Annotated in this window: 16 protein-coding genes and 2 pseudogenes; 6 read left to right on the top strand and 12 right to left on the bottom strand. The window is 72.2% G+C overall.

The genetic code is table 11. The annotated features are described in order from the left end of the window. Positions 1 to 70 precede the first annotated feature (70 nt). From OG306_RS02930 to OG306_RS02950, 5 genes are all read right to left on the bottom strand, one after another. On the bottom strand, positions 71 to 1,294 hold the full coding sequence (locus OG306_RS02930) for a beta-ketoacyl-[acyl-carrier-protein] synthase family protein (protein ID WP_266744481.1): 1,224 nt from the start codon (positions 1,292 to 1,294) through the stop codon (positions 71 to 73). Continuing rightward, entirely contained in the window at positions 1,291 to 1,569 is a 279-nt protein-coding gene (locus tag OG306_RS02935; protein ID WP_266744482.1) for an acyl carrier protein, read from the bottom strand. The genes OG306_RS02930 and OG306_RS02935 overlap by 4 nt, the downstream gene beginning before the upstream one ends. Before the next feature lie 86 nt (positions 1,570 to 1,655). After that, positions 1,656 to 1,823 (bottom strand): hypothetical protein, encoded by a 168-nt coding sequence (locus OG306_RS02940; protein ID WP_327350028.1) that lies wholly within the window; start codon positions 1,821 to 1,823, stop codon positions 1,656 to 1,658. 5 nt (positions 1,824 to 1,828) lie between these two features. Continuing rightward, positions 1,829 to 3,700: an acyl-CoA dehydrogenase gene (locus OG306_RS02945; protein WP_371665095.1), complete on the bottom strand. Its 1,872-nt coding sequence runs from the start codon at positions 3,698 to 3,700 to the stop codon at positions 1,829 to 1,831. Positions 3,701 to 3,714: 14 nt separating this feature from the next. Further along, complete coding sequence (locus tag OG306_RS02950) at positions 3,715 to 4,992, bottom strand: beta-ketoacyl-[acyl-carrier-protein] synthase family protein (protein WP_266744483.1); 1,278 nt, start codon at positions 4,990 to 4,992, stop codon at positions 3,715 to 3,717. Between the two features lie 198 nt (positions 4,993 to 5,190). On the opposite strand from OG306_RS02950, the gene OG306_RS02955 reads away from it, so the two are divergent. Then, positions 5,191 to 6,498: a hypothetical protein gene (locus tag OG306_RS02955; RefSeq protein WP_266744484.1), complete on the top strand. Its 1,308-nt coding sequence runs from the start codon at positions 5,191 to 5,193 to the stop codon at positions 6,496 to 6,498. Between the two features lie 31 nt (positions 6,499 to 6,529). On the opposite strand, the gene OG306_RS02960 is transcribed toward OG306_RS02955, so the two are convergent. From OG306_RS02960 to OG306_RS02975, 4 genes are all read right to left on the bottom strand, one after another. Then, a complete protein-coding gene (locus OG306_RS02960) occupies positions 6,530 to 7,462 on the bottom strand; it encodes a carbohydrate kinase family protein (protein ID WP_266907444.1) in 933 nt (310 codons plus the stop codon). A 289-nt stretch (positions 7,463 to 7,751) separates the two neighbouring features. Further along, positions 7,752 to 8,015, bottom strand: a complete 264-nt coding sequence (locus tag OG306_RS02965) for a type B 50S ribosomal protein L31 (RefSeq protein WP_266744486.1) — start codon at positions 8,013 to 8,015, stop codon at positions 7,752 to 7,754. Between the two features lie 145 nt (positions 8,016 to 8,160). After that, a complete protein-coding gene (locus OG306_RS02970; protein ID WP_266907442.1) occupies positions 8,161 to 9,048 on the bottom strand; it encodes an ABC transporter substrate-binding protein in 888 nt (295 codons plus the stop codon). A gap of 174 nt (positions 9,049 to 9,222) precedes the next feature. After that, entirely contained in the window at positions 9,223 to 9,849 is a 627-nt protein-coding gene (locus tag OG306_RS02975; RefSeq protein ID WP_266744488.1) for a GNAT family N-acetyltransferase, read from the bottom strand. A 76-nt stretch (positions 9,850 to 9,925) separates the two neighbouring features. Between OG306_RS02975 and OG306_RS02980 the strand changes: the two are divergent. After that, positions 9,926 to 10,126, top strand: a pseudogene (locus OG306_RS02980) (RNA polymerase sigma factor); the annotation flags it as partial. A gap of 117 nt (positions 10,127 to 10,243) precedes the next feature. Here OG306_RS02980 and OG306_RS02985 read toward each other — a convergent pair. Continuing rightward, positions 10,244 to 11,119 (bottom strand): LysR family transcriptional regulator, encoded by an 876-nt coding sequence (locus OG306_RS02985; RefSeq protein WP_266744489.1) that lies wholly within the window; start codon positions 11,117 to 11,119, stop codon positions 10,244 to 10,246. An 80-nt stretch (positions 11,120 to 11,199) separates the two neighbouring features. Here OG306_RS02985 and OG306_RS02990 point away from each other — a divergent pair, with 80 nt between their 5' ends. Then, positions 11,200 to 12,465, top strand: a complete 1,266-nt coding sequence (locus tag OG306_RS02990) for an MFS transporter (RefSeq protein WP_266744490.1) — start codon at positions 11,200 to 11,202, stop codon at positions 12,463 to 12,465. On the opposite strand, the gene OG306_RS02995 is transcribed toward OG306_RS02990, so the two are convergent. Beyond that, positions 12,455 to 12,772, bottom strand: a complete 318-nt coding sequence (locus tag OG306_RS02995; protein ID WP_266744491.1) for a cupin — start codon at positions 12,770 to 12,772, stop codon at positions 12,455 to 12,457. The genes OG306_RS02990 and OG306_RS02995 overlap by 11 nt on opposite strands. A gap of 164 nt (positions 12,773 to 12,936) precedes the next feature. Between OG306_RS02995 and pgm the strand changes: the two genes are divergently transcribed. Together pgm and OG306_RS03005 are read left to right on the top strand one after the other, a co-directional pair. Then, a complete protein-coding gene (pgm, locus tag OG306_RS03000; RefSeq protein WP_266744492.1) occupies positions 12,937 to 14,577 on the top strand; it encodes a phosphoglucomutase (alpha-D-glucose-1,6-bisphosphate-dependent) in 1,641 nt (546 codons plus the stop codon). A 194-nt stretch (positions 14,578 to 14,771) separates the two neighbouring features. Next, positions 14,772 to 16,877, top strand: a complete 2,106-nt coding sequence (locus OG306_RS03005; protein WP_371665096.1) for a SpoIIE family protein phosphatase — start codon at positions 14,772 to 14,774, stop codon at positions 16,875 to 16,877. 414 nt (positions 16,878 to 17,291) lie between these two features. On the opposite strand, the pseudogene OG306_RS03010 reads toward OG306_RS03005, so the two are convergent. Continuing rightward, positions 17,292 to 17,747: pseudogene (locus OG306_RS03010) on the bottom strand (lamin tail domain-containing protein); the annotation flags it as partial. A 449-nt stretch (positions 17,748 to 18,196) separates the two neighbouring features. Here OG306_RS03010 and OG306_RS03015 point away from each other — a divergent pair. Then, the gene (locus tag OG306_RS03015) at positions 18,197 to 18,808 is read left to right on the top strand and encodes a TetR/AcrR family transcriptional regulator (protein WP_266907440.1); all 612 of its coding nucleotides are present in this window, start codon (positions 18,197 to 18,199) and stop codon (positions 18,806 to 18,808) included. Positions 18,809 to 18,854: the final 46 nt, after the last annotated feature.

The raw sequence follows: 18,854 nt of genomic DNA on the forward strand, positions 1-18,854 counted from the left end.
GCGCAGTTCATGGGCGGTGTGGCCGGTGGTACGCCGGGCTGTGCTGCCCGTCGCACCACCTGCCTGATGCCTACGGACGCTGTAGAGCGATCACGGCGTTGTGTCCGCCGAAGCCGAAGGAGTGGCTGACGGCGCGCCGGACGGGCAGCCGCAGCGGTTCTTCGGTGACGCAGTTGATGTCGAACTCGGGTGCCGGGGCGTCCAGGTTGGCGATCGGCGGTACGACTCCGCGCTGGAGCGTGAGGACGGTCAGTCCGGCCTCGATCGCTCCGGCCGCCCCCATGCAGTGCCCCAGTACGCCCTTCGGGGCGGTGACGGGCGGCCGGTGCGGGTAGACCCGGCCGATGAGGGCGGCCTCAGTGGCGTCGTTGATGGACGTCGCCGTGCCGTGCGCGTTGACGTGCTCGACGTCCTCGGCCGCCCAGCCCGCGTCGCGCAGCGCGGCCTCGACCGCCGCCTGGGCGACCGCGCCGGACGGGTGCGGGCTGGTGGGGTGGTGGGCGTCGGTGGTGGCGCCGGTGCCCGCGAGCAGCGCCCGGGCTCCGGCGCCCCGGGCCGCGGCGTCGGCCGCCCGTTCCAGCACCATGACGGCGGCGCCCTCGCCCATGACCAGCCCGGCACGGTCCGCCGAGAAGGGCCGGCACCGCCTGGCCGGGTCGCCGTGCGCCCGGGCCGCGGCTCCGGACCGGGCGAACCCCGCCATGGCGGCCGGGTAGACGATCGACTCGGTGGCTCCGGCGATCGCGATGTCGCACTGCCCGGTGACCAGGAGATCGCGGGCGACGGACAGGGCGGTGACACCGGACGAACACGCGGTGCAGGGTGCCATGCTGGGACCGGTGGCCCGCAACTGGATCGCGATCTCGGCCGCCGGCATGTTCGGAATGGTGAGCAGGATGCCCGACGGCGAGACGGCGTCCGGTCCGTGCCGGTCGAGTACGACGGCCTGCTCGGTCAGCGAGGCGGAGCCCCCGCTGCTGGTGCCGACGACCACCGCGACCCTGCTGCCCTCCCACCGCACGGGGTCGAGTCCGGCGTCGGCGACCGCCTCCCGGGCGGCGAGGACGGCGAACTTGACGTACCTCCCCATCCGGAAGGACGTACGGCCGCCGATCGCGGCGTCCAGATCGATTCCGTCGACGGTGCAGGCAAAGTCGATCGCGCATCCTTCGAGTGCCGCGACGGTACGCACCGGCGAGACTCCGGCGCACACACCTTGCCAGGTGGATTCGGTGTCGTTGCCGACCGGGGTGATCATTCCCAGGCCGGTGACAGCAACGGCGGGCCTGTTCATCGGGCGTTGCTCACCGACGCCGAGCCGCTCACCGGCGTCCCGCGGCCCGCTGTCGCGTCGATGAAGCGCGTGATGTCGGCGAGGGTGGCGTCCTTGGGGAGCCTGTCGAAGTCCCCGCCGGCGCCCGCCGTCTCCCTGATGAGGACGGCGAACTCCGCGACGGCGAGGGAGTCCATCTCCAGGCTGTCCATCGTGGAATCCGGGCGGATCTCGGCGGCGGGCACTTTGAAGGTGTGTGTGAGCACCTCGGTGATCTTGGGATGAATCGCACTCATGAGCTTCCTCTCCATCATTCGGTACGGCTGCCGAGGACGGCGGGGCATCGTCCCGACGCCGGATCAACTGGGTGGCGTGCCTCCAGTTACGCCTTGTGGCGAACCGATTCGGCACCGTCCTTCCGCGGGGGTCCGCACCACCGGGCCAGGACGGCCGCCGTACCCCAGAAGGCGAGCAGCACGACCCGGACGCCGAGGGTTCCGGCCGCCTCCCGTACCCGGCCGGTGCGCGGGCCCGTTCCGGTCCTGGTCACGGCCCTCATCGAGGTCCCTGAACCGTCGTCGGGCCGCCGTGTCTTTGCCAGGCGGCCGCCGAGTCGTCGTACGCGTCGATGTAGTCGGCCCCCGCGATGGGCCAGTCGGCGAGCAGTTCCTGCGGCAGCGCGAAGGCGTCGACGAGGGCGGGCAACCGGGGGGCGACGGCAGTGATGAGCTGATCCACGGCCGCGGGCAGCGCATTGACCTGGTCACCTGTCAGATGACCTGCGGCCAGCAGGTCGCCGCTGTTCCGGGCGATCCAGTCGAGCGCGAACAGTCGTTGCAGTGTGATGAGTTGCTCCCGGGCGGGCCCGTCCGGCAGACCGGCCACCGCGTCCGCGTACGCCTCGGCCGCCTGCCGGTGGGCGTGGGCCTCGACGCCGCGCAGGGCGGGCCCGGCCGCGGCGTTCCACCGCCCCAGCGGATCGCCGTGCGGTGCGCGGCCCATCCGCTCCCTGGCCCGGCCGAACCAGATCCCCTCCAGGGCCGCCAGGAGGCCGCCGAGGAACCGTGGGTCGGCGAGATCACCGGACGCTCCGCCGGAAGGGGTTGCGCACCCGGCGGGTTCGGTGGCGAAGAGCATTTCCGCGGCCGCCTTGGCGTGGATGGCCAGGTTGTCGCCCTCGGCGGTGATGGCGCCCTCCACTCCGGTGAGGAGTTCGCTCATGCCGTTGTTCTCCAGGAGCGCCTGGGCGCCGCACCGTTCACGGCATTCGACGATCACGGACCTGGCCCGCCAGGTGATCCACCCCTTGGCCACGGCGACCAGCCGCTCCGCCTCCTCCGGGCCCGCACCCGAGCCGTCCTCCCGCCGCTCCCAGCGGTCCAGGGCCCGGCGGTGCAGCAGGCTCATCGCGAACACGGTCGCCATGGCCACGGCGAGGGGGCCGTGGTGGCTGCGGTGGGCGATCACCGGTACCGGCCGCGAGCCGCGCGGCCCGGAGATGTACCGGTGGCCGCCGTAGCGGACGGCGACGGCGAGTGTCGCGCGCGCGGAGCCGACCGCGCACGCGCTCATCGAGATCTTCCCGGAGGTGACGCGCCCGATCGACATGCGGAGCCGATGCCTCCGGTTGCCGACGGTGCTGCTGAACCCGCCGTCGTCGCCGATGCGTCCGTGGTCCCCGCCGAGCAGCGCGTCGCGCCCCACGAAGACCTGGTCGAAGGAGGTCAGGCAGTGGTCCACCGGGCTCCCCATGCGTGCGGGAAGCCTGCGGACCCGTACACCGGGCAGGGCCCGTACGGCATCGGTGAGCGGCACGAGAAAGAGGAAGACCCCCTGATCCGTCCCGTCGACGAGCAGGCGGGCGGCCACGAGCCCCGTCTTGGGGCCGCCCGCCGTACTGGTGTTGGGCATGAATTTCTGGGCGCCGGCGTGCGGGGTGCGCAGCACGAAACCGTCGCGTGCGCGGTCGTAGGCGGCCACGGTCTCGACGGCCGCCACATCGTTGCCGTGCGCCACCTCCGTACAGAGAAAGGTGCCGATGCTGCGCAGCCGGAGGAAGTCCGACAGATCGCGCCGGGTGTCGCCCTCGTGGTCGAGGAGGGTGCCGAGAAAGAGGTTGTAGTGGATGCCCGCCACCGTGGCGAGTGCCGGATCGACCGGCCCGAGCCATTCGTGCAGGGCCGCGAGGGCGCGTGGGTCGGCGGCGAGCCGGGCGCCGCTGTCGAGGCAGTCGTTGAGGACGCGCAGCCGCTCGTACGTGAGGCCCAGGCGCTCACCAGGCGTGCGGCGCTCCGGGCGGCGGAACGGTTCCGTGCTGATCAGACGTTGCCAGAAGCCGTGCTCGCGGCGGTAGTTGTCGCCGAGGAGCACAGCGGTGAGGAGGTCCGTGGACGGTTCGGTGGAGGGGCCGTCGATCGTTGCGGTCATGCGACAAGAACGACTCAGCCGACGGCGAGGACACCGGGGGCCGTGCGCCGCGGACCGTCCGGTTCGACGCGCTGGAAGGCGAGCGCGACGTTGTGCCCGCCGAATCCGAAGGAGTGGCTGAGCGCCCGCTCGACGTGCTGCGTGCGGGGCTCCTTGACCACACAGTCGAGGTCGAACCCGTCCGGCAGCGAGTCCAGGTTGGCGATCGGCGGGACGAGACCCTGCTCCAGGGTCAGTACGGTGGCCACCGCCTCGATCGCCCCGCCGGCCGCGAGGGTGTGCCCGAGCACGCCCTTGGGCGCCGTCACCGACGGCCGGTGCGGGAACAGGTCCGCGATGAGCTCCGTCTCCATCGCGTCGTTCAGCGGCGTCGACGTGCCGTGCGCATTGATGTGATCGATCTCGTGGCCCGCCCAGCCCGCCTCGTGCAGCGCCGCCTCCACGGCCCTGCGCGGCCCGGCTCCGTCCGGGGCGGGGGCCGTGGGGTGATGGGCGTCGGTGCCGGAGCCCGCACCGGTCAGCAGGGCGCGCGGCCGCCCGCCGCGGGCGTACACGGCGGGTGTCCGCTCCAGCACGAGCGCGGCGGCTCCCTCACCGATCACGAATCCGTCCCGGTCCGCGGCGAACGGCCGCGATGCCCCGGCCGGATCGCCGCTCCGCCGGGAGAGCGCACCCATGCCCGCGAAGGCGCTCACCACCAGCGGAGTCAGGACGGATTCCGCGCCGCCCGCCACCACCACATCGCATTGGCCGCTCCTCAGCAGGTCGCGGGCCACGGCGATCGCGGTCGCCCCGGACGCGCACGCCGTGGCCGGTGCCAGGCTCGGGCCGTACGCCCGCAACGCGATGGCCACCTCCCCGGCGGCCGCGTTGGGCATCATCATCGGGACCAGGAGCGGCGACACCGCTTCCGGTCCCTGGCCGTCCAGCCTGCGCACATTGTCGACGAGCGCGGACACCCCGCCCACACCGACACCCAGCACCACGCCGACCCGGCCGCCGTCCCACCGCTGCGGTGACAGCCCGGCGTCCGCCACCGCCTGCCGGGCGGCGACCAGCGCCATCTTCACGAACCGTGCCATCCGCCACACCGCGCGTCCGCCGACGGCCTCGTCGAGATCGATCCCGTCCACCGGACAGGCGAAATCGACGGGCAGCCCCGCCAGTTCGTCGCAGTGCCGGGCCACGGACACGCCGGCGCACAGTCCCGCCCAGAAGGTGTGCTCGTCCGCGCCCGCCGGAGTCACCAGCCCCATTCCCGTCACCGCGACATCCATGTCCGCCCGCCCCATGTTCCGCCCCCTCCGCCGTAATCGATCACGCCTAACGGTTGTCGAACGGCAGTAGCCCCGGCGAGGATGCGCTCACTGGGCCGAACGGGTCACCGATGGGCCGGGTGGACCGATCCGCGCGGCACGTCCGGTGCGCGCGTTCACCCGTCCGCAGCAGCCCACCGCGCTGTGCGCACCGGTGGAGCATCCCCTTGGGTCATGGAAGCGGACGACAACCGGTCGGAATCCCCCGACGCGCGCACGGAACCGACGGAACTGGAGGCGCTGCGCGCCCGGGTGACGGCACTGGAGGCCCGTGCCCCGGCGCGGCACCGGCTGCGGGCCCGTTCGTTCCTCGCCGTGCTGCTCATCCTCGTCGCGGCCGTCCTCACACCGCTGAGCATCGTGTCCACCTGGGCGAAGAACCAGATCGGCGACACGGACAACTATGTGGCGATGATGGCGCCCCTCGCCTCCGATCCCGATGTGCAGGCAGCGGTGAGCGACCGCGTCACCGGCGCCGTCATGAAGCACCTCGACGTGAAGGCGTTACTGGCCGATGTCGCCCCCGCGGACCGGCCGGTGGTCGACAAGGCGCTCACGCGCCTGAGCGGCCCCCTCACCACGGGCGTCACGGGCTTCGTCCACGAAACCGTGGAGAAGTTCGTCACGAGCGACGCCTTCGCGACGATCTGGACCGATCTCAACCGGGCCGCCCAGTCCGCGGCGCTCAAGGCACTGACCGGCAGCGGCAACGGGGCCGTGAAGCTCACGAACGACACCGTCACCATCGACCTGGCGCCCGTCATCGACCGGGTGAAACAACGCCTCGTCGACCGGGGGCTGACGATCGCCGCGAAGATCCCCGAGATCCACACCGACTTCACGGTGCTGACCTCCGACGCGGTCGGCAAGGCCAAGAAGGGGTTCCGGGCACTCCAGATCCTCGGCTTCTGGCTGCCGCCGGTCACCCTGGTCCTGGCCGCGGGCGGGGTGCTGCTCGCGGTACGCCGCCGACGCGCCCTGGTCACGGCGGCGCTCGCGATCGCGGCGGGTGCCGCGGTGCTCGCGGTGACCATGTGGCTGGGCCGCGCGTTCTATCTCGACAGCCTCCCGCCCGACGTGTCCCAGCCGGCCGCCGGTTCCGTCTTCGACGCCCTGGCCGGCCCGGCACGCACCCTGGTACGGGTGGTGATCACGCTCGGCATCGTGGTGGCGCTCGCCGCGTGGCTCACCGGGGCCGGCCGCGCCGCCACCCGCGTCGAGGCCATGTGGAGCGGCGGCATCGGTGCGGTACGGGACGCGGCCGGTGTCACCGGCGGCCCGGTCGGCAGCTGGGTGCACCGGGCCAGGGCCTGGCTGAACTGGACGGTGGTCGTGGTGGCCGCCGCGGTCCTTGTCGTGTGGGACCGGCCGACGGGCCTGGTCACCGTGTGCATCGCACTGTGCGCGCTGTTCGCTCTCGCCGTCGTCGAGTTCCTCGACGGCGACCGCACGCCGCGTCCGGCGGTGCCCGGACTCCGGTGAGCTCGGAGCAGACCCTGCGGCACCGTCGTGTTCAGCTCCGGGCGAGGGCCGCCTTCAACTCCCCCTCGTCCGGCGGGTTGGCGCCGGCCCGTGCGACGGTCACGGCGGCACAGGCCGCGGCGTGGCGCAGGACCTCGGTCACGGTGGCCCGGTCCAGCGAACGCAGCCGTTCACGGCCGGCCGCGCCGAGCAGTCCGTGCGCGGCGAGGGCGTGCAGGGTGCCCGACATGAACGCGTCGCCCGCCCCCACCGTGTCGACCACGTCGGCGGGCAGCGCGTCGACCGTCACCTGCCCGCCGGGAAGGACGGCGAGGGCACCGTCGCGTCCCCGGGTGACGAGGACGAGGGCCGGGCCACTGGCGAGCCACCGCTCAGCGACCTCCCGCGCGTCCCGGCCCGGGTAGAGCCATTCCAGGTCCTCGTCGCTGGCCTTGACCACGTCGCTGAATGCGACGCAGCGCTCCACCTGGCGGACGGCCGCGTCGTGGTCCCCCATCAGTTCGGGTCGCACATTGGGGTCGTAGCTGACGGTCGCGGCCGCCCGCAGCGACTCGACGGCGGCGAGGACGGTGGCCGCACCGGGTGCCATCACCGTCGCGAGGGATCCGGTGTGGACATGGTGCGGCGGCCGGTCCGGGGTCACCGGGGCGAGCGTCCAGGTGATGTCGAAGGTGTACGCGGCCCGGCCGCCGTCGTCCAGGGTCACGGCGGCGGACGGGGTGGGCGCCGTGGCACCGTCCGTGCGGACCTCGACCCCGGCAGCGGCCAGGTGGTCCCTGATCAGCCGTCCGTTGCCGTCCGGGCCGAGCTGGGTGAGCAGGGTGGTGCCGTACCCGAGCCGGGCCAGGCCGTACGCCACGTTGGCCGGACTGCCTCCCGGGTGGACCTGATCGGCCGCACCCGGCAGCCGGACGATGTCGGCGACGCATTCGCCGATGACCAGCAGGTCGAGTCTGTCGAGCATGAGGGTGGGGTCTCCTGGAGTGCGGTGACGAGGGTGTCCTGGTCCCGGGCCCGGATGTTGTGGGCAGGTCACGACGGCCGGACGGTATCAAGGGCGTGACGGACGAAGTCCCCCGGCCCTGTGGGGGGCCGGGGGACTTCGTCCGTCACGGGGTCGGGTTCAACTCCGTACGCGATCGGGTTCAGGTCCGTACGCGGGTCGCATTCAGGTCCGTACGCGATCGGGTTCAACTCCGTACGCGGGTCGGGTTCGGGTCCGTACGCGGGTCGGGTTCAGGTCCGTACGCGGATCAGGAGGCGTCCTTGCGCCCCTCCTCCCCGTACCGCCGCTCGAACTTGGCCACCTGTCCTTCGGAGTCGACCACACGGGCCTTCCCGGTGAAGAACGGGTGGCTCTCCGCGGAGATCTCCACGTCGATGACGGGGTAGCTGTTGCCGTCGTCCCAGTCGATCGTCTGCTCGCTCGACGCGGTGGACCGGGTCAGAAAGGCGTAGCCCGCCGAACGGTCACGGAAGACCACGGGACGGTAGGGCGGGTGCTTGTCCTGCTGCATGCCTGCTCCTGGGGACGTACGGGATCGGCTCGGGGCGCTCCTGCCCAGCCTCGCGAACCGGGGCGCCGGGCGCGATCGCTGACGTCCGTACGGGGCATCGCCACACGCGGACGGGGGGGGGCGGCGACGCCTTGGGCCGCGTACGTCATCGCAGGTGGGCGGCGGCCTCCAGCGCGTCGGCCACGACTGTCAGGAATCGTGCGTGGGCCTGCGGACTGCAGACCGGCTCCGGGTTCCAGGGCAGTACGTGGGCGGCGCGCTCGATCGCCGCCCACCCCGCGTTTCTCCGGAGTTCGTGGAGAGGGGTGGCGTTGGACCGGATGTCGGCGAGCACGACGGCGGGGCGCAGCACCGCGGCCTCCGCCCAGCCGACCGTGGACCAGTTCGCGCCGGGCCCGTCCGCCGGTTCCACGAGGTCGACGCCGAGTTCGGCCAGCACGCGCAGCTCGGGCCACATGCGGGGGCGGGCGAGATGCGTCCGGTCGTCCCCGGCCGGAGAGAGGGCGACCACCCGGGGCCGGTCGGGTTCGGCGGAGAGCATGCGCAGCCGCTCCCGGGCGGCGTCCAGGTCCCGGGTCGCCGTCGTGGCTCGCCCGGCGCCGAGCGATCGGGCCAGTTGTGCGAACCGGTCGCCGATCTCCGCGAGGGTGCGTGCCTGGCCGACGTCGATGGCGACGATCGGGACGTGCTCCTCCAGATGCTTGGCGGTCTCCGGGGCGAGCCCGTAGACCTGCCCGCCGCCGTAGCTGACGGCCACCACGAGATCCGGGTCACCGCCCAGCAGGGTGTCCACGTCCAGGGTACTGCCCGCGCCGAGGTAGCGGACCTCGGTCAACGACAACGATCCGGTCTTCGCCGGGTCCGGCACGGTGCGATCGTCATGATCGGAGCCGAATATCGCGCTCGGGCGTATCCCGTGGTCCCACAGGGTCGCTCCGGCCTGGACATAGGCGAGCACCCGCGTCGGGCGCCGCCCAGCGGTCGACAACTGTCCACGATCGTCGGAGAACTGCCACACGGTCTGCTCCCTCACGTCACACGTACCTCGCCGGCGGCCACTGCGCCCCGTCTTCCGGGCCGCACACCAGTACCTGCCCAGTGAACCCTCGCGGCACCCCCCCTGCGCGGCCCGTCCGACGCATGTGACGCGAAGACTTCCGCGCACGGCCGGGACACGGGGCCTCGCCCCGCCTATGGCGACGGTCCGCTACAGATCCGCTTCGGTGGTGCGCCCCAGGTAGGTGAGCGGCCCCGGGTCAGGTACCTGGAGCTCGACGAAACCGAGCCGGTCGTAGAAGGTCCTGGCAGGGGTGTTGGCCGTGAGCATGGACAGGTGCACGGCCTCCACTCCCTTGGCCCGCAGGGCGGCCAGGAACCTGCGCATCAGCGCCTTGCCGTACCCCTTCCGCTGCCACTCGGGCAGCAGATCGATGTGCAAGTGGGCGGGGTGGGCAGCCAGTTCGGGAACGATCATCCGCTCCGGGGCGTGCAGGAGGACGGTCATTTCCTCGCTGGGCGTGCGCGGCGGGCCGTCCGGTTCCGGGAAGCGGTCCGCCACGAGGGGCAGCCACCGCTTGCGGAACTCCGTCACGAAGCGCTCCGTGTCGGCGGTCCCCAGGATGTAGCCGACCGCCCGGCCCGTACCGTCGTCGATCACGAAGGCCAGATCGGGTTCGAGGTACGCGTACGGCGCGGCGAAGATCGACGGCATCAGCTCCGGGTCCGGGTACAGATGCCGGGAGTCGCCGCCGTTGTCGGCCGTCCGGACGCAGATGTCCGCGAGGGCCGCGCGGTCGTCGGGGTGGTAGGCCCGTGGGCCGGCGGGCTGGGTCATCGCCTCATCCTGCCGATTCCGGGAGCGCTCCCACAAGCCTCGGTGAGAATTTCTTCGTACCGGGCCGTGTTCCGTATCGACGGCGCTCGACCGGTGGCCGTCGGCCGGGGTGCCGCCCGCCCCAGCCGGCTGGATCATCACCACGGCGTGCAACCGGGCGATCGACCGCCTGCGCCGCGAGGTCTCCCGGGCCGACCGGCACGCCCGGGCGGCGCTGGTTCATGCCGGGAACGAACCGGCCGAGGAGGGCCCCGTGCAGGACGACCGGCTGCGTCTGGAGCAGCTCGACCTCGACGGGTACCACGTGTTCCACGCCGACCGTACGGAGAACACGGCCGAGCAGGACTTTCTGCGGCGTCGCCGCCGGGCGCTGCCGGAGGACTGAACGGAATCCTCAGCCGGTATCGACACCGAGCCCGGTCAGGAACGCCGCAGCGGCCGGGGCGGGGCGGAAGCGGCTCCAGACCAGCCGTTCCGTGCGGGCGGGCGCGTCACGGACGGGCAGCACATGTACGCCGGGCAGTTCCGCCGCGAAGGCGGCCGGCAGCATGGCGATGCCGAGCCCGCTGCGGACCAGCCGGACGATGAAGTCGGTGCCGCTGACCTCGAACGCCACCTCGCGGGTGAGCCCCATCGCAGCGAACGCCTCCTCCGACTGCGCCCGGGCCGCCGTGCCGTCGGGGTAGTCGACGAACATCTCCTTCGCCAGCCGTTCCAGCCCCACTTCCGCCTTCCCGGCCAGGGGGTGGGTGGGGGCTACGACGGCGACCAGTTCGCCCGTGGCGAGCTCGTGATCGCTCACGCCCTTCGGCCGGTAGCTCGGCAGCACGCCCAGGAACGCCACGTCGAGCGTCCCGTCCCGTACCTCCTGGACCAGGTCCTTGCTCGCCCCGTCCCGCAGGACGATGTGCACCTTCGGGTAGCGGAGGTGGAACGCGCGCAGCGCGGCCGGGATGTCGACCGCGGAGATGGTCGGGATGGCTCCGACCGCGAGGCGGCCGTGCACCTCCCCGGTCGTGGCGGCGACCTCGGCCCGGGCCCGCTCCGCCGCGTCCAGCGCCTGCCTGGCCTCCGGCAGGAACGCCTCGCCCGCCGCAGTAAGCCTCACCTGACGGCTCGTGCGGTCGAAGAGCCGGGCCCCCAGCTCCTTCTCCAGCCGGGCGATCTGATGGCTCAACGCGGACTGGACGACCAGACACCTCTTCGCGGCGCGGGTGAAGCTGCCCAGTTCCGCCACCGCGACGACGTACCGCATCTGCTGAAATTCCATCCATCCATCGTGAACCACGATCGATGGAATGAAAAACATGTATTGGACTCATCGATGGCGGATCCCCGACGCTGAGGGACATGGCTCATTCCACCCACGGGACCCGCAGTCGCGCCGTCCCGCGCACGCTCCCCGATCCATCCGCGCCCGGTCGCGGCCTAGTCCTGCTGATGGCCCTCGCCGCCGGGCTCTCGGCCGCCGGAAACTACTTCGCGCAGCCGCTACTCGACGTCATCGAGGTGAATCTGCACATCGGTGTCACCGCGGCGGGGCTGATCGTGACCGCCGCTCAGGCCGGGTACGCGCTGGGCCTGATCCTGCTCGTTCCCCTCGGGGACGTCATGGACCGCCGGCGGCTCGCGGTGATCCTGTTCGCGCTCACCGCCTTCTTCCTCCTGGTGACGGCCGCGGCCCCCACCGGCCCACTGCTGATCGCCGGAACCCTGCTCACCGCGCTGACCTCCGTCGGAGCGCAGGTCGTGGTGCCGTTCGCGGCGGCCCTCGCGGCTCCGGCCGAACGCGGCAGGATCGTCGGGGTCGTCATGTCCGGTGTTCTGCTCGGCGGCCTGTTCGGACGACTGGCCTCCGGTGCGCTGTCCGAGCTCGGCGGCTGGCGGACGGCGTACTGGGTGAACGCGCTGCTCATGGCCGTCATGGCGATACTCCTGCACAACCGGCTCCCCCGGCTGCCCCGGCCGCGCGACGCGGCGCCGATGCCGTACACCGGACTGCTGCGCTCCACGCTGGCCCTGTTGCGACAGGAACCCCTGCTGCGGTGGCGGGCGGCCATCGGCGCGTTCTCCATGGCCTCGTACAGCGTGCAGTTGACCGCGCTGACGTTCCTGCTGACCCGGCCCCCCTTCCACTGGAACGCGGCCGCCATCGGGCTGTTCGGGCTGGTGGGCGTCATCGGTGTCGTGGGCATGAACATCGCGGCGCGGCTGAGCGACCGCGGCCGGGTGCAGGCGGTGTCGGGCACGGCGGCCGCGCTCCTCACGCTCTCGTGGCTGCCGCTGCTGGCCGGCGAGTCCTCGCTGCTGTGGCTGGCGGTCGGGGTGATCTCGCTGAACATCGCCCAGCAGGCGGGGCTCAACAGCGGTCAAACCGTGATCTACGCGCTCCGCCCGGAGGCCCGCAACCGGATCAACTCCGGATTCATGACGCTGTTCTTCCTGGGCGGTGCGGCCGGAGCCGCCCTGGCTTCGGTGGTCTGGTCGCGGGCCGGCTGGAGCGGCATCTGCCTTCTGGGTGGTTCGCTGGCCGCCGGAAGTCTCGTCCTGTGGGTTCTGGAGCGTGTCCGGATGGCCTCCGCCGCACGTCCCGGGGCCGGCTCCGTCACTCGTTGACGGCTGTCAGCAGCACCACGGCGTCCTCCAGCGCCAGCAGTCCGTGCCGCTCCTGCGGAACCGGCTGGAGCTCTCCGGCGTTCAGCTCCACATCGCCCGAGGCCGCCGTAATGCGCACCCGGCCGCGGAGCACCTGGAGGGAGGCCGCGGCGGGTGCGTTGTGCTCGTCGAGCGCGAAGCCCGAGGCGAGGGCGATGACCGTCTGGCGCAGGGGTTCCTGATGCAGCAGGCGGTGGGCGCTGCGGCCGTGCGCGGCGGCGCGGGCAGCGGCCAGATGCTCGTCGGCGAGGGCATTCAGATCGTCCATATGCCCACTGTGCCGCAGCCGCCGCGCCCCCGCGTCCCCGGAACCCCGTTCCCCCGTGTCACGTCGACCGCGCCGACGGCGGGGCAGTGGCGGAGCGGTGCGGGCCACCCGCGAAAATGGCGCGGGGAAGACCGCAACGACCGACCGATACGGAGGAGTGGCAGATGCCGCACGAACGAGCTGGACAGCCGGCCCGGCCGGAGGATCTCACCGATGTGGCCCGGCTGGTGACCGCGTATTACACGCTGCACCCGGATCCGTCCGTGCCGGACCAGCGGGTGGCGTTCGGTACCTCCGGCCATCGCGGGTCGTCCACGGCCACCGCGTTCAACGAGGACCACATCGCCGCCACCAGCCAGGCCATCAGCGAGTACCGGGCGCGGCAGGGCACGGACGGGCCGCTCTTCCTCGGCGCCGACACCCACGCCCTGTCGGAACCCGCCAGGATCACGGCCATCGAGGTGTTCGCCGCCAATGACGTGACCGTGCTCATCGACCCGGCCGACGGCTACACCCCGACCCCGGCGGTGTCGCTCGCCGTCCTCACCCACAACCGGGGCCGGACCTCGCGGCTCGCCGACGGTGTGGTGGTCACGCCGTCCCACAACCCGCCCGGCGACGGCGGATTCAAGTACAACCCGCCCAACGGCGGCCCGGCCGGGTCCGAGGCCACCGGCTGGATCCAGGAACGGGCCAACGAGATCATCGCGGCCGGCATGAAGGACGTACGCCGGCTGCCCTACGCCCGCGCTCGGGCGGCGTCGACCACCGGGACGTACGACTTCCTCGGCAGCTACGTCGCCGATCTGCCGTCCGTGCTCGACCTGGACGCGATCCGCTCGGCCGGGGTGCGGATCGGTGCCGATCCGCTGGGCGGCGCGTCGGTCGCGTACTGGGGCCGGATCGCGGAGCAGCACCGGATCGATCTGACCGTGGTCAATCCCCTGACCGACCCCACCTGGCGGTTCATGACGCTGGACTGGGACGGAAAGATCCGGATGGACTGCTCGTCGCCGTACGCCATGGCCTCGCTGATCGGCCGGCGCGACCGGTACCAGATCGCGACCGGGAACGACGCGGACGCCGACCGGCACGGCATCGTGACGCCCGACGCCGGACTGATGAACCCGAACCACTACCTCGCCGTCGCCATCGACTACCTGTACACCCACCGCGAGCAGTGGCCGGCCGCCGCGGGCATCGGCAAGACGCTGGTCTCCTCCGGAATGATCGACCGGGTCGCCGCCGGTCTGGGCCGTGAACTGGTCGAGGTGCCGGTCGGCTTCAAGTGGTTCGTCGACGGACTGGTCGGCGGATCGCTCGGGTTCGGCGGCGAGGAGTCGGCCGGGGCCTCGTTCCTGCGCCGCGACGGATCGGTGTGGACGACCGACAAGGACGGCATCATCATGGCGCTGCTCGCCTCGGAGATCCTCGCGGTGACGGGCACGTCGCCGTCGGAGCACTACGCGGCGCTCACCGGCCGGTTCGGCGAGCCGGCGTACGCCCGGATCGACGCCCCCGCCGACCGGGAGCAGAAGGCGGTGCTCGGGCGCCTGTCCCCCGCGCAGGTCACGGCCGACACCCTGGCCGGTGAACCGGTCACGGCCGTGCTGACACAGGCGCCCGGCAATGGCGCACCCATCGGCGGCATCAAGGTGACCACCGAGAACGCCTGGTTCGCCGCCCGCCCCTCGGGCACGGAGGACGTCTACAAGATCTACGCCGAGTCGTTCCTCGGCAGCGACCATCTCGGTCGCGTGCAGGAGGAGGCCAAGGCCGTCGTCTCCGCGGCCCTCGACGTCTGAGTCCGGCCGGAGCCGCCCCGAGCCTGTGCCACGGCAGGGATCGACGACAGGGATCGGGAGGCTCCGGCCGTTCGGCGCGATCGGTGGCGGTTCACCCGTCTGCCACCGGCCGGTGGCACGGCACGCGGGGTGCGTCGACGCTTGTCCCTACCCGCCGATCCAGCAGGCGGGCAGAGCCTCATGGGGGTGGATCCGTGTCGGACGCCGCTGCACCGGACCCCGTGTCACAGGCGGTCGAGGGCATGGAGGCAGCGGTCCTCGACACCCTGTTCGCCCAGTCGGCGGTGGGCCTGCACGTGCTGGACACCCGGCTGCGGGTGATGCGGGCGAACACCCTGTCCGGCGCCGTCCCCGACGAGCGCCTCGTGGGGCGTCACTTCACCGAGGCGTACCACCTCGAAGAACCGGACGAGGCGGAGCGCATCCTGCGCAAAGTGCTGGACAGCGGTGTGGCCGTGCGCGACCGGGTGGTCCGCGGTCGGCCCGCCGACTCCACCGGCCGCAGCCGCAGTCTCAGGGTGTCCGTCTACCGGCTGAACGATGCGGACGGTCGCACCCTGGGGCTGCTCGCCGCCGTCGTCGACGTCGATGAGCAGGAGAAGGCCCGCATCCGGGCGGCCTGCCTCACCGCGGTGCGCACGCAGGTGGGCAGGTCACTCGATGTGGCGGCCACCTGCGAGGGACTCGTCGAGGCCGTCGTTCCGGCATTCGCCGACCTCGCCGTGGTCGAGGTGGTGGATGACGTCCTGCGCGGCTCGGATCCGAAGCCGGGGCCGCTGGAGCCCGATGTCCCCCTGCGTCGCGCGGCCGTTCGAGGCCTCGGCGCGGACGAGTACCGGAGCGGCCTCGTCGGAGAGATGCGCCGGCTCCCCGACCGTACGCCGTACGCCCTGGCCGCATCCGACCTGAAGCCCCGTCTCGTCCAGATCGACGCCCGGACGCCGTGGCTCGAAGCGGACCCCGACAGCGCCCGGCTCGTCGAAGCGACCCGGGCGCACTCCTTGATCGTGGTCCCGCTGAAGCTGCACGGCACGGTTCTCGGCCTGGCGAGTCTCTTCCGGTGCCGGGGGACGGAACCCTTCGAGGAGAACGATCTCCCGCCGGCTCTGACGGCGGCCGCTCACGTCGCCCTGAGCATCGACAACGCGCGGCGCTACGCACGCGACCACGCGATCGCGTCGACGGTGCAGCGCCGGCTCCTTCCCCAGAACAACGGCGGCGGCATCGCCGTGGAGACGGCACATGTCCTGCTGCCCGGGCGCAACAGCGGCTGCTGGTTCGACACCATCGGCCTCTCGGGCGCGCGCACCGCTCTGATCGTCGGTGATGTCGAGGCGCCCGGCCTCCAGGCAGCCATCACCATGGGGCAGTTGCGGACCGTCATCCACGCGCTGGCCGGTCTCGATCTGGAGCCGGACGAAGTGCTGGCCAGACTGGCCGACACCGCCGGCCGGCTGGCCGGCGAGCGGGCCGCGCTGCCGCCCGGCGACTGGCTGCACAGGCAACCGCCCACGGCGACCTGCATGTATGCCGTCTACGACCCGTTCTCCCGCACCTGCACCGTGGCTCGGTCCGGTCATCCGTCCCCCGTCCTCGTCACCCCCGACGGCACCACGACCGCCCTCGATGTCCCCGACGGGCCCCCGCTCTTCTCCACCGACACTTCGCCGTACGCCGCCGCTGCGTTCGAGCTCGACGAAGGAAGCGTTCTGGCGTTCCTCACCGGCCCTTTCCCCACCGACGGGGACTCCGCGGATCAGGTACGGCAGGCACTCGCGCGACCCGGCCGGAATCTGCAGGACCTGTGCGACGACGTGGTCTACAACCTGCCGGCCGAGGCCTGCCCTGAGGGCGCCATGCTCCTCCTCGCCCGTACCGGCGTCGTTCCCCCCGACCGGGTCGCGACCTGGGAGCTGGCCCATGACCGGACCGCTCCCGCCATCTCCCGTACGCTCGTGCGCGACCGGCTCGACGGCTGGGGCGTGGACGAGGCGACGACCGACGCGACCGAACTCATCGTGAGCGAACTGATCACCAATGCGGTCCGTTACGGCACCCCTCCGCTGCAGCTGCGGCTGATCCTGGACCGCACACTCACCTGCGAAGTACACGACAGCAGCCGGGTGTCGCCCCATCTGCGCCATGCGCGCACCGTCGACGAGGGCGGCCGCGGACTGTTCATCGTCTCCCGGCTCGCCGCCCACTGGGGCACCCGGTACAGCAGCGACGGCAAGGCACTGTGGACCGAACAGGAGCTCCCGTCCGGCAGAGACGACCCGTCCGTGGCCGACGATTCCTGACCTCGGTGTGCGGCGCCCCGTGGCCGGTGGGCCACGGGGCGCCGCGATCAGGGTGGTGGCGGCCGCTCCGGGGACGGGGAGCGGGCGCCGGTCGGGTCAGTCGCGACGGTCGTGGTGGTGACGGCCGTCGCGGTTGTCGCTGCCTCCGTGGTCGCGGCCCTGGTGACCGTTACGACCGTCGTGGTCGTCGTTGCGCCCGTGGTCGCGGCCCTGGTGACCGTTACGGCCGTCGTGGTCGTCGTTGCGCCCGTGATCGCGGCCCTGGTGACCGTTACGGCCGTCGTGGTCGTCGTTGCGCCCGTGATCGCGGTCCTGGTGACCGTTACGGCCGTCGTGGTCGTCGTTGCGCCCGTGATCGCGGTCCTGGTGACCGTTACGGCCGTCGTGGTCGTCGCGGCCGGCCCGGTCGCGGTCGCGGCCCCAGGACTTCGAGTCGACGCTGCGGCCATTCGCGTCCCGCAGTGTCGCCGTGTCGCGGGCGTCCCAGACGTGCCTGCGGAGGTCCTGGTAGACATCGCGGTCGGTGTCGCGGCCGATTCCGGTGTGCACGCGCACGGAGGAGCGGCCGGCCAGGCGCAGATTGAACCGGTAGCTGCGGCGGCTCTCGTCGCTCAGGGTCCAGCCTCGGAGGTTGACCGCGTGGCGGCCGGTGTTGGTGACAGTCACCCATTCGCTGTTGAGGCTGCGGTTGGAGCCGCTGTCACGACCGGGGCTGTTGTACTGGATCGCACCCAGAACCACCGCCGGACGCTCGTCGGCCCGGCTGTGACCGTGGCCGTGTTCGTCTGCGGTCGCCGGAAGTGCGGCGGCGGCCACCAGAGCGCCGGAAGCGAGAACGGCGGCGGTGAACCGCCGTGCGGAACGGGACATGAATACCCCTCGGGTACGGGCCCGGACCCCTGCGGTCCGAGCGTTGTTCGGTCCCGGCCTGTTGCCGAGAACGCACACTGTGGCCCGATGGCCCCAGCCACGGAAGGCGCCCCGATACGTGTGACGAAGTACGGACATTTCCGTCACGCGCGTCTGCACCGGGCACACATTCCGGTCGTCCGAGTACCTGTCAACCACTGCCTGCTACATCCACCCGCCCGGCACCGCGCCGGCGCAGCCGGCGGTGGCCCCGAGAGCGGGGCGCACGACCGCGCACACCCCGCGCGAGCCGCCCGGGAATTCCGTAACAGCCGCCGCCCGCACAACCTTGAACCCCCGTTCCCTTACCCACGGAAACGAGAACGGCAGTTCTGCGACAGGGCCGTTGCGCGGTGCGAACAACAGTGGTTCAGTGACAGAGGAAGATATGAATCGAGGTTCAGAACATCATGGCCTACCGCCCCACCGCCCGCACGGAAGCGACCCGGCTCGCGCACCGCGAACGGTTGCTGGAAGCCGCCCGGCAGCTGCTGGCCGAGGGCGGGTACGCGGCGGCCGGCATCTCCGTGATCGCCGACCGGGCCGGCGTCGCCACCGGCAGCGTCTACAACCACTTCGCCTCCAAGCAGGAACTGCTCGCGGCAGTCTTCCGCCATGTCGCTGGTCATGAACTCGGCACGGTGCAAGAGGCGGTGCGGGCGCGGAGCGGTGCGGCCGAGCAGGTGCGCGCGCTGGTCGAGGTCTTCGCGTACCGTGCGCTGCGCAACCCGCGTACGGCCTGGGCGTTGCTGGCCGAACCGGTCGATCCGCTGGTCGAGCAGGAGCGGCTGACGTACCGGCGCGGCTATCACGCCCTCGCCGAGTCGGCCGTCGCCGCGGGAATCGCCTCGGGTGAACTGCCCGCGCAGGACGCGCGGTTGTCGGCCGCCGCCGTGATCGGGGCGGTCGGCGAGGCACTGCTCGGCCCGCTGTCACCGGTCGGCGGGCGGACCGAACCGGAACCGGTCGTGGCAGGCATCACCACGCTGTGCCTGAGAGCGGTCGGAGCCCACGGCACCTGATCGCGAGCCGCCCCCGCTCGCCCGCTTCCTCGCCGCCCCCGCCCAC

The sequence above is a fragment of the Streptomyces sp. NBC_01241 genome (assembly GCF_041435435.1).
Classification (GTDB): Bacteria; Actinomycetota; Actinomycetes; order Streptomycetales; family Streptomycetaceae; genus Streptomyces.

Bases quoted from the DNA above. Each gene is read 5' to 3' on its own strand.
- pgm (WP_266744492.1), top strand. From the start codon at position 12,937: ATGCCGCACGAACGAGCTGGACAGCCGGCCCGGCCGGAGGATCTCACC.
- OG306_RS02990 (WP_266744490.1), top strand. From the start codon at position 11,200: ATGGCTCATTCCACCCACGGGACCCGCAGTCGCGCCGTCCCGCGCACG.
- OG306_RS02935 (WP_266744482.1), bottom strand. From the start codon at position 1,569: ATGAGTGCGATTCATCCCAAGATCACCGAGGTGCTCACACACACCTTC.
- OG306_RS02995 (WP_266744491.1), bottom strand. From the start codon at position 12,772: ATGGACGATCTGAATGCCCTCGCCGACGAGCATCTGGCCGCTGCCCGC.
- OG306_RS02960 (WP_266907444.1), bottom strand. From the start codon at position 7,462: ATGCTCGACAGACTCGACCTGCTGGTCATCGGCGAATGCGTCGCCGAC.
- OG306_RS02945 (WP_371665095.1), bottom strand. From the start codon at position 3,700: ATGACCGCAACGATCGACGGCCCCTCCACCGAACCGTCCACGGACCTC.
- OG306_RS02930 (WP_266744481.1), bottom strand. From the start codon at position 1,294: ATGAACAGGCCCGCCGTTGCTGTCACCGGCCTGGGAATGATCACCCCG.
- OG306_RS02985 (WP_266744489.1), bottom strand. From the start codon at position 11,119: ATGGAATTTCAGCAGATGCGGTACGTCGTCGCGGTGGCGGAACTGGGC.
- OG306_RS03015 (WP_266907440.1), top strand. From the start codon at position 18,197: ATGGCCTACCGCCCCACCGCCCGCACGGAAGCGACCCGGCTCGCGCAC.
- OG306_RS02955 (WP_266744484.1), top strand. From the start codon at position 5,191: ATGGAAGCGGACGACAACCGGTCGGAATCCCCCGACGCGCGCACGGAA.
- OG306_RS02950 (WP_266744483.1), bottom strand. From the start codon at position 4,992: ATGGGGCGGGCGGACATGGATGTCGCGGTGACGGGAATGGGGCTGGTG.
- OG306_RS02965 (WP_266744486.1), bottom strand. From the start codon at position 8,015: ATGCAGCAGGACAAGCACCCGCCCTACCGTCCCGTGGTCTTCCGTGAC.
- OG306_RS02975 (WP_266744488.1), bottom strand. From the start codon at position 9,849: ATGACCCAGCCCGCCGGCCCACGGGCCTACCACCCCGACGACCGCGCG.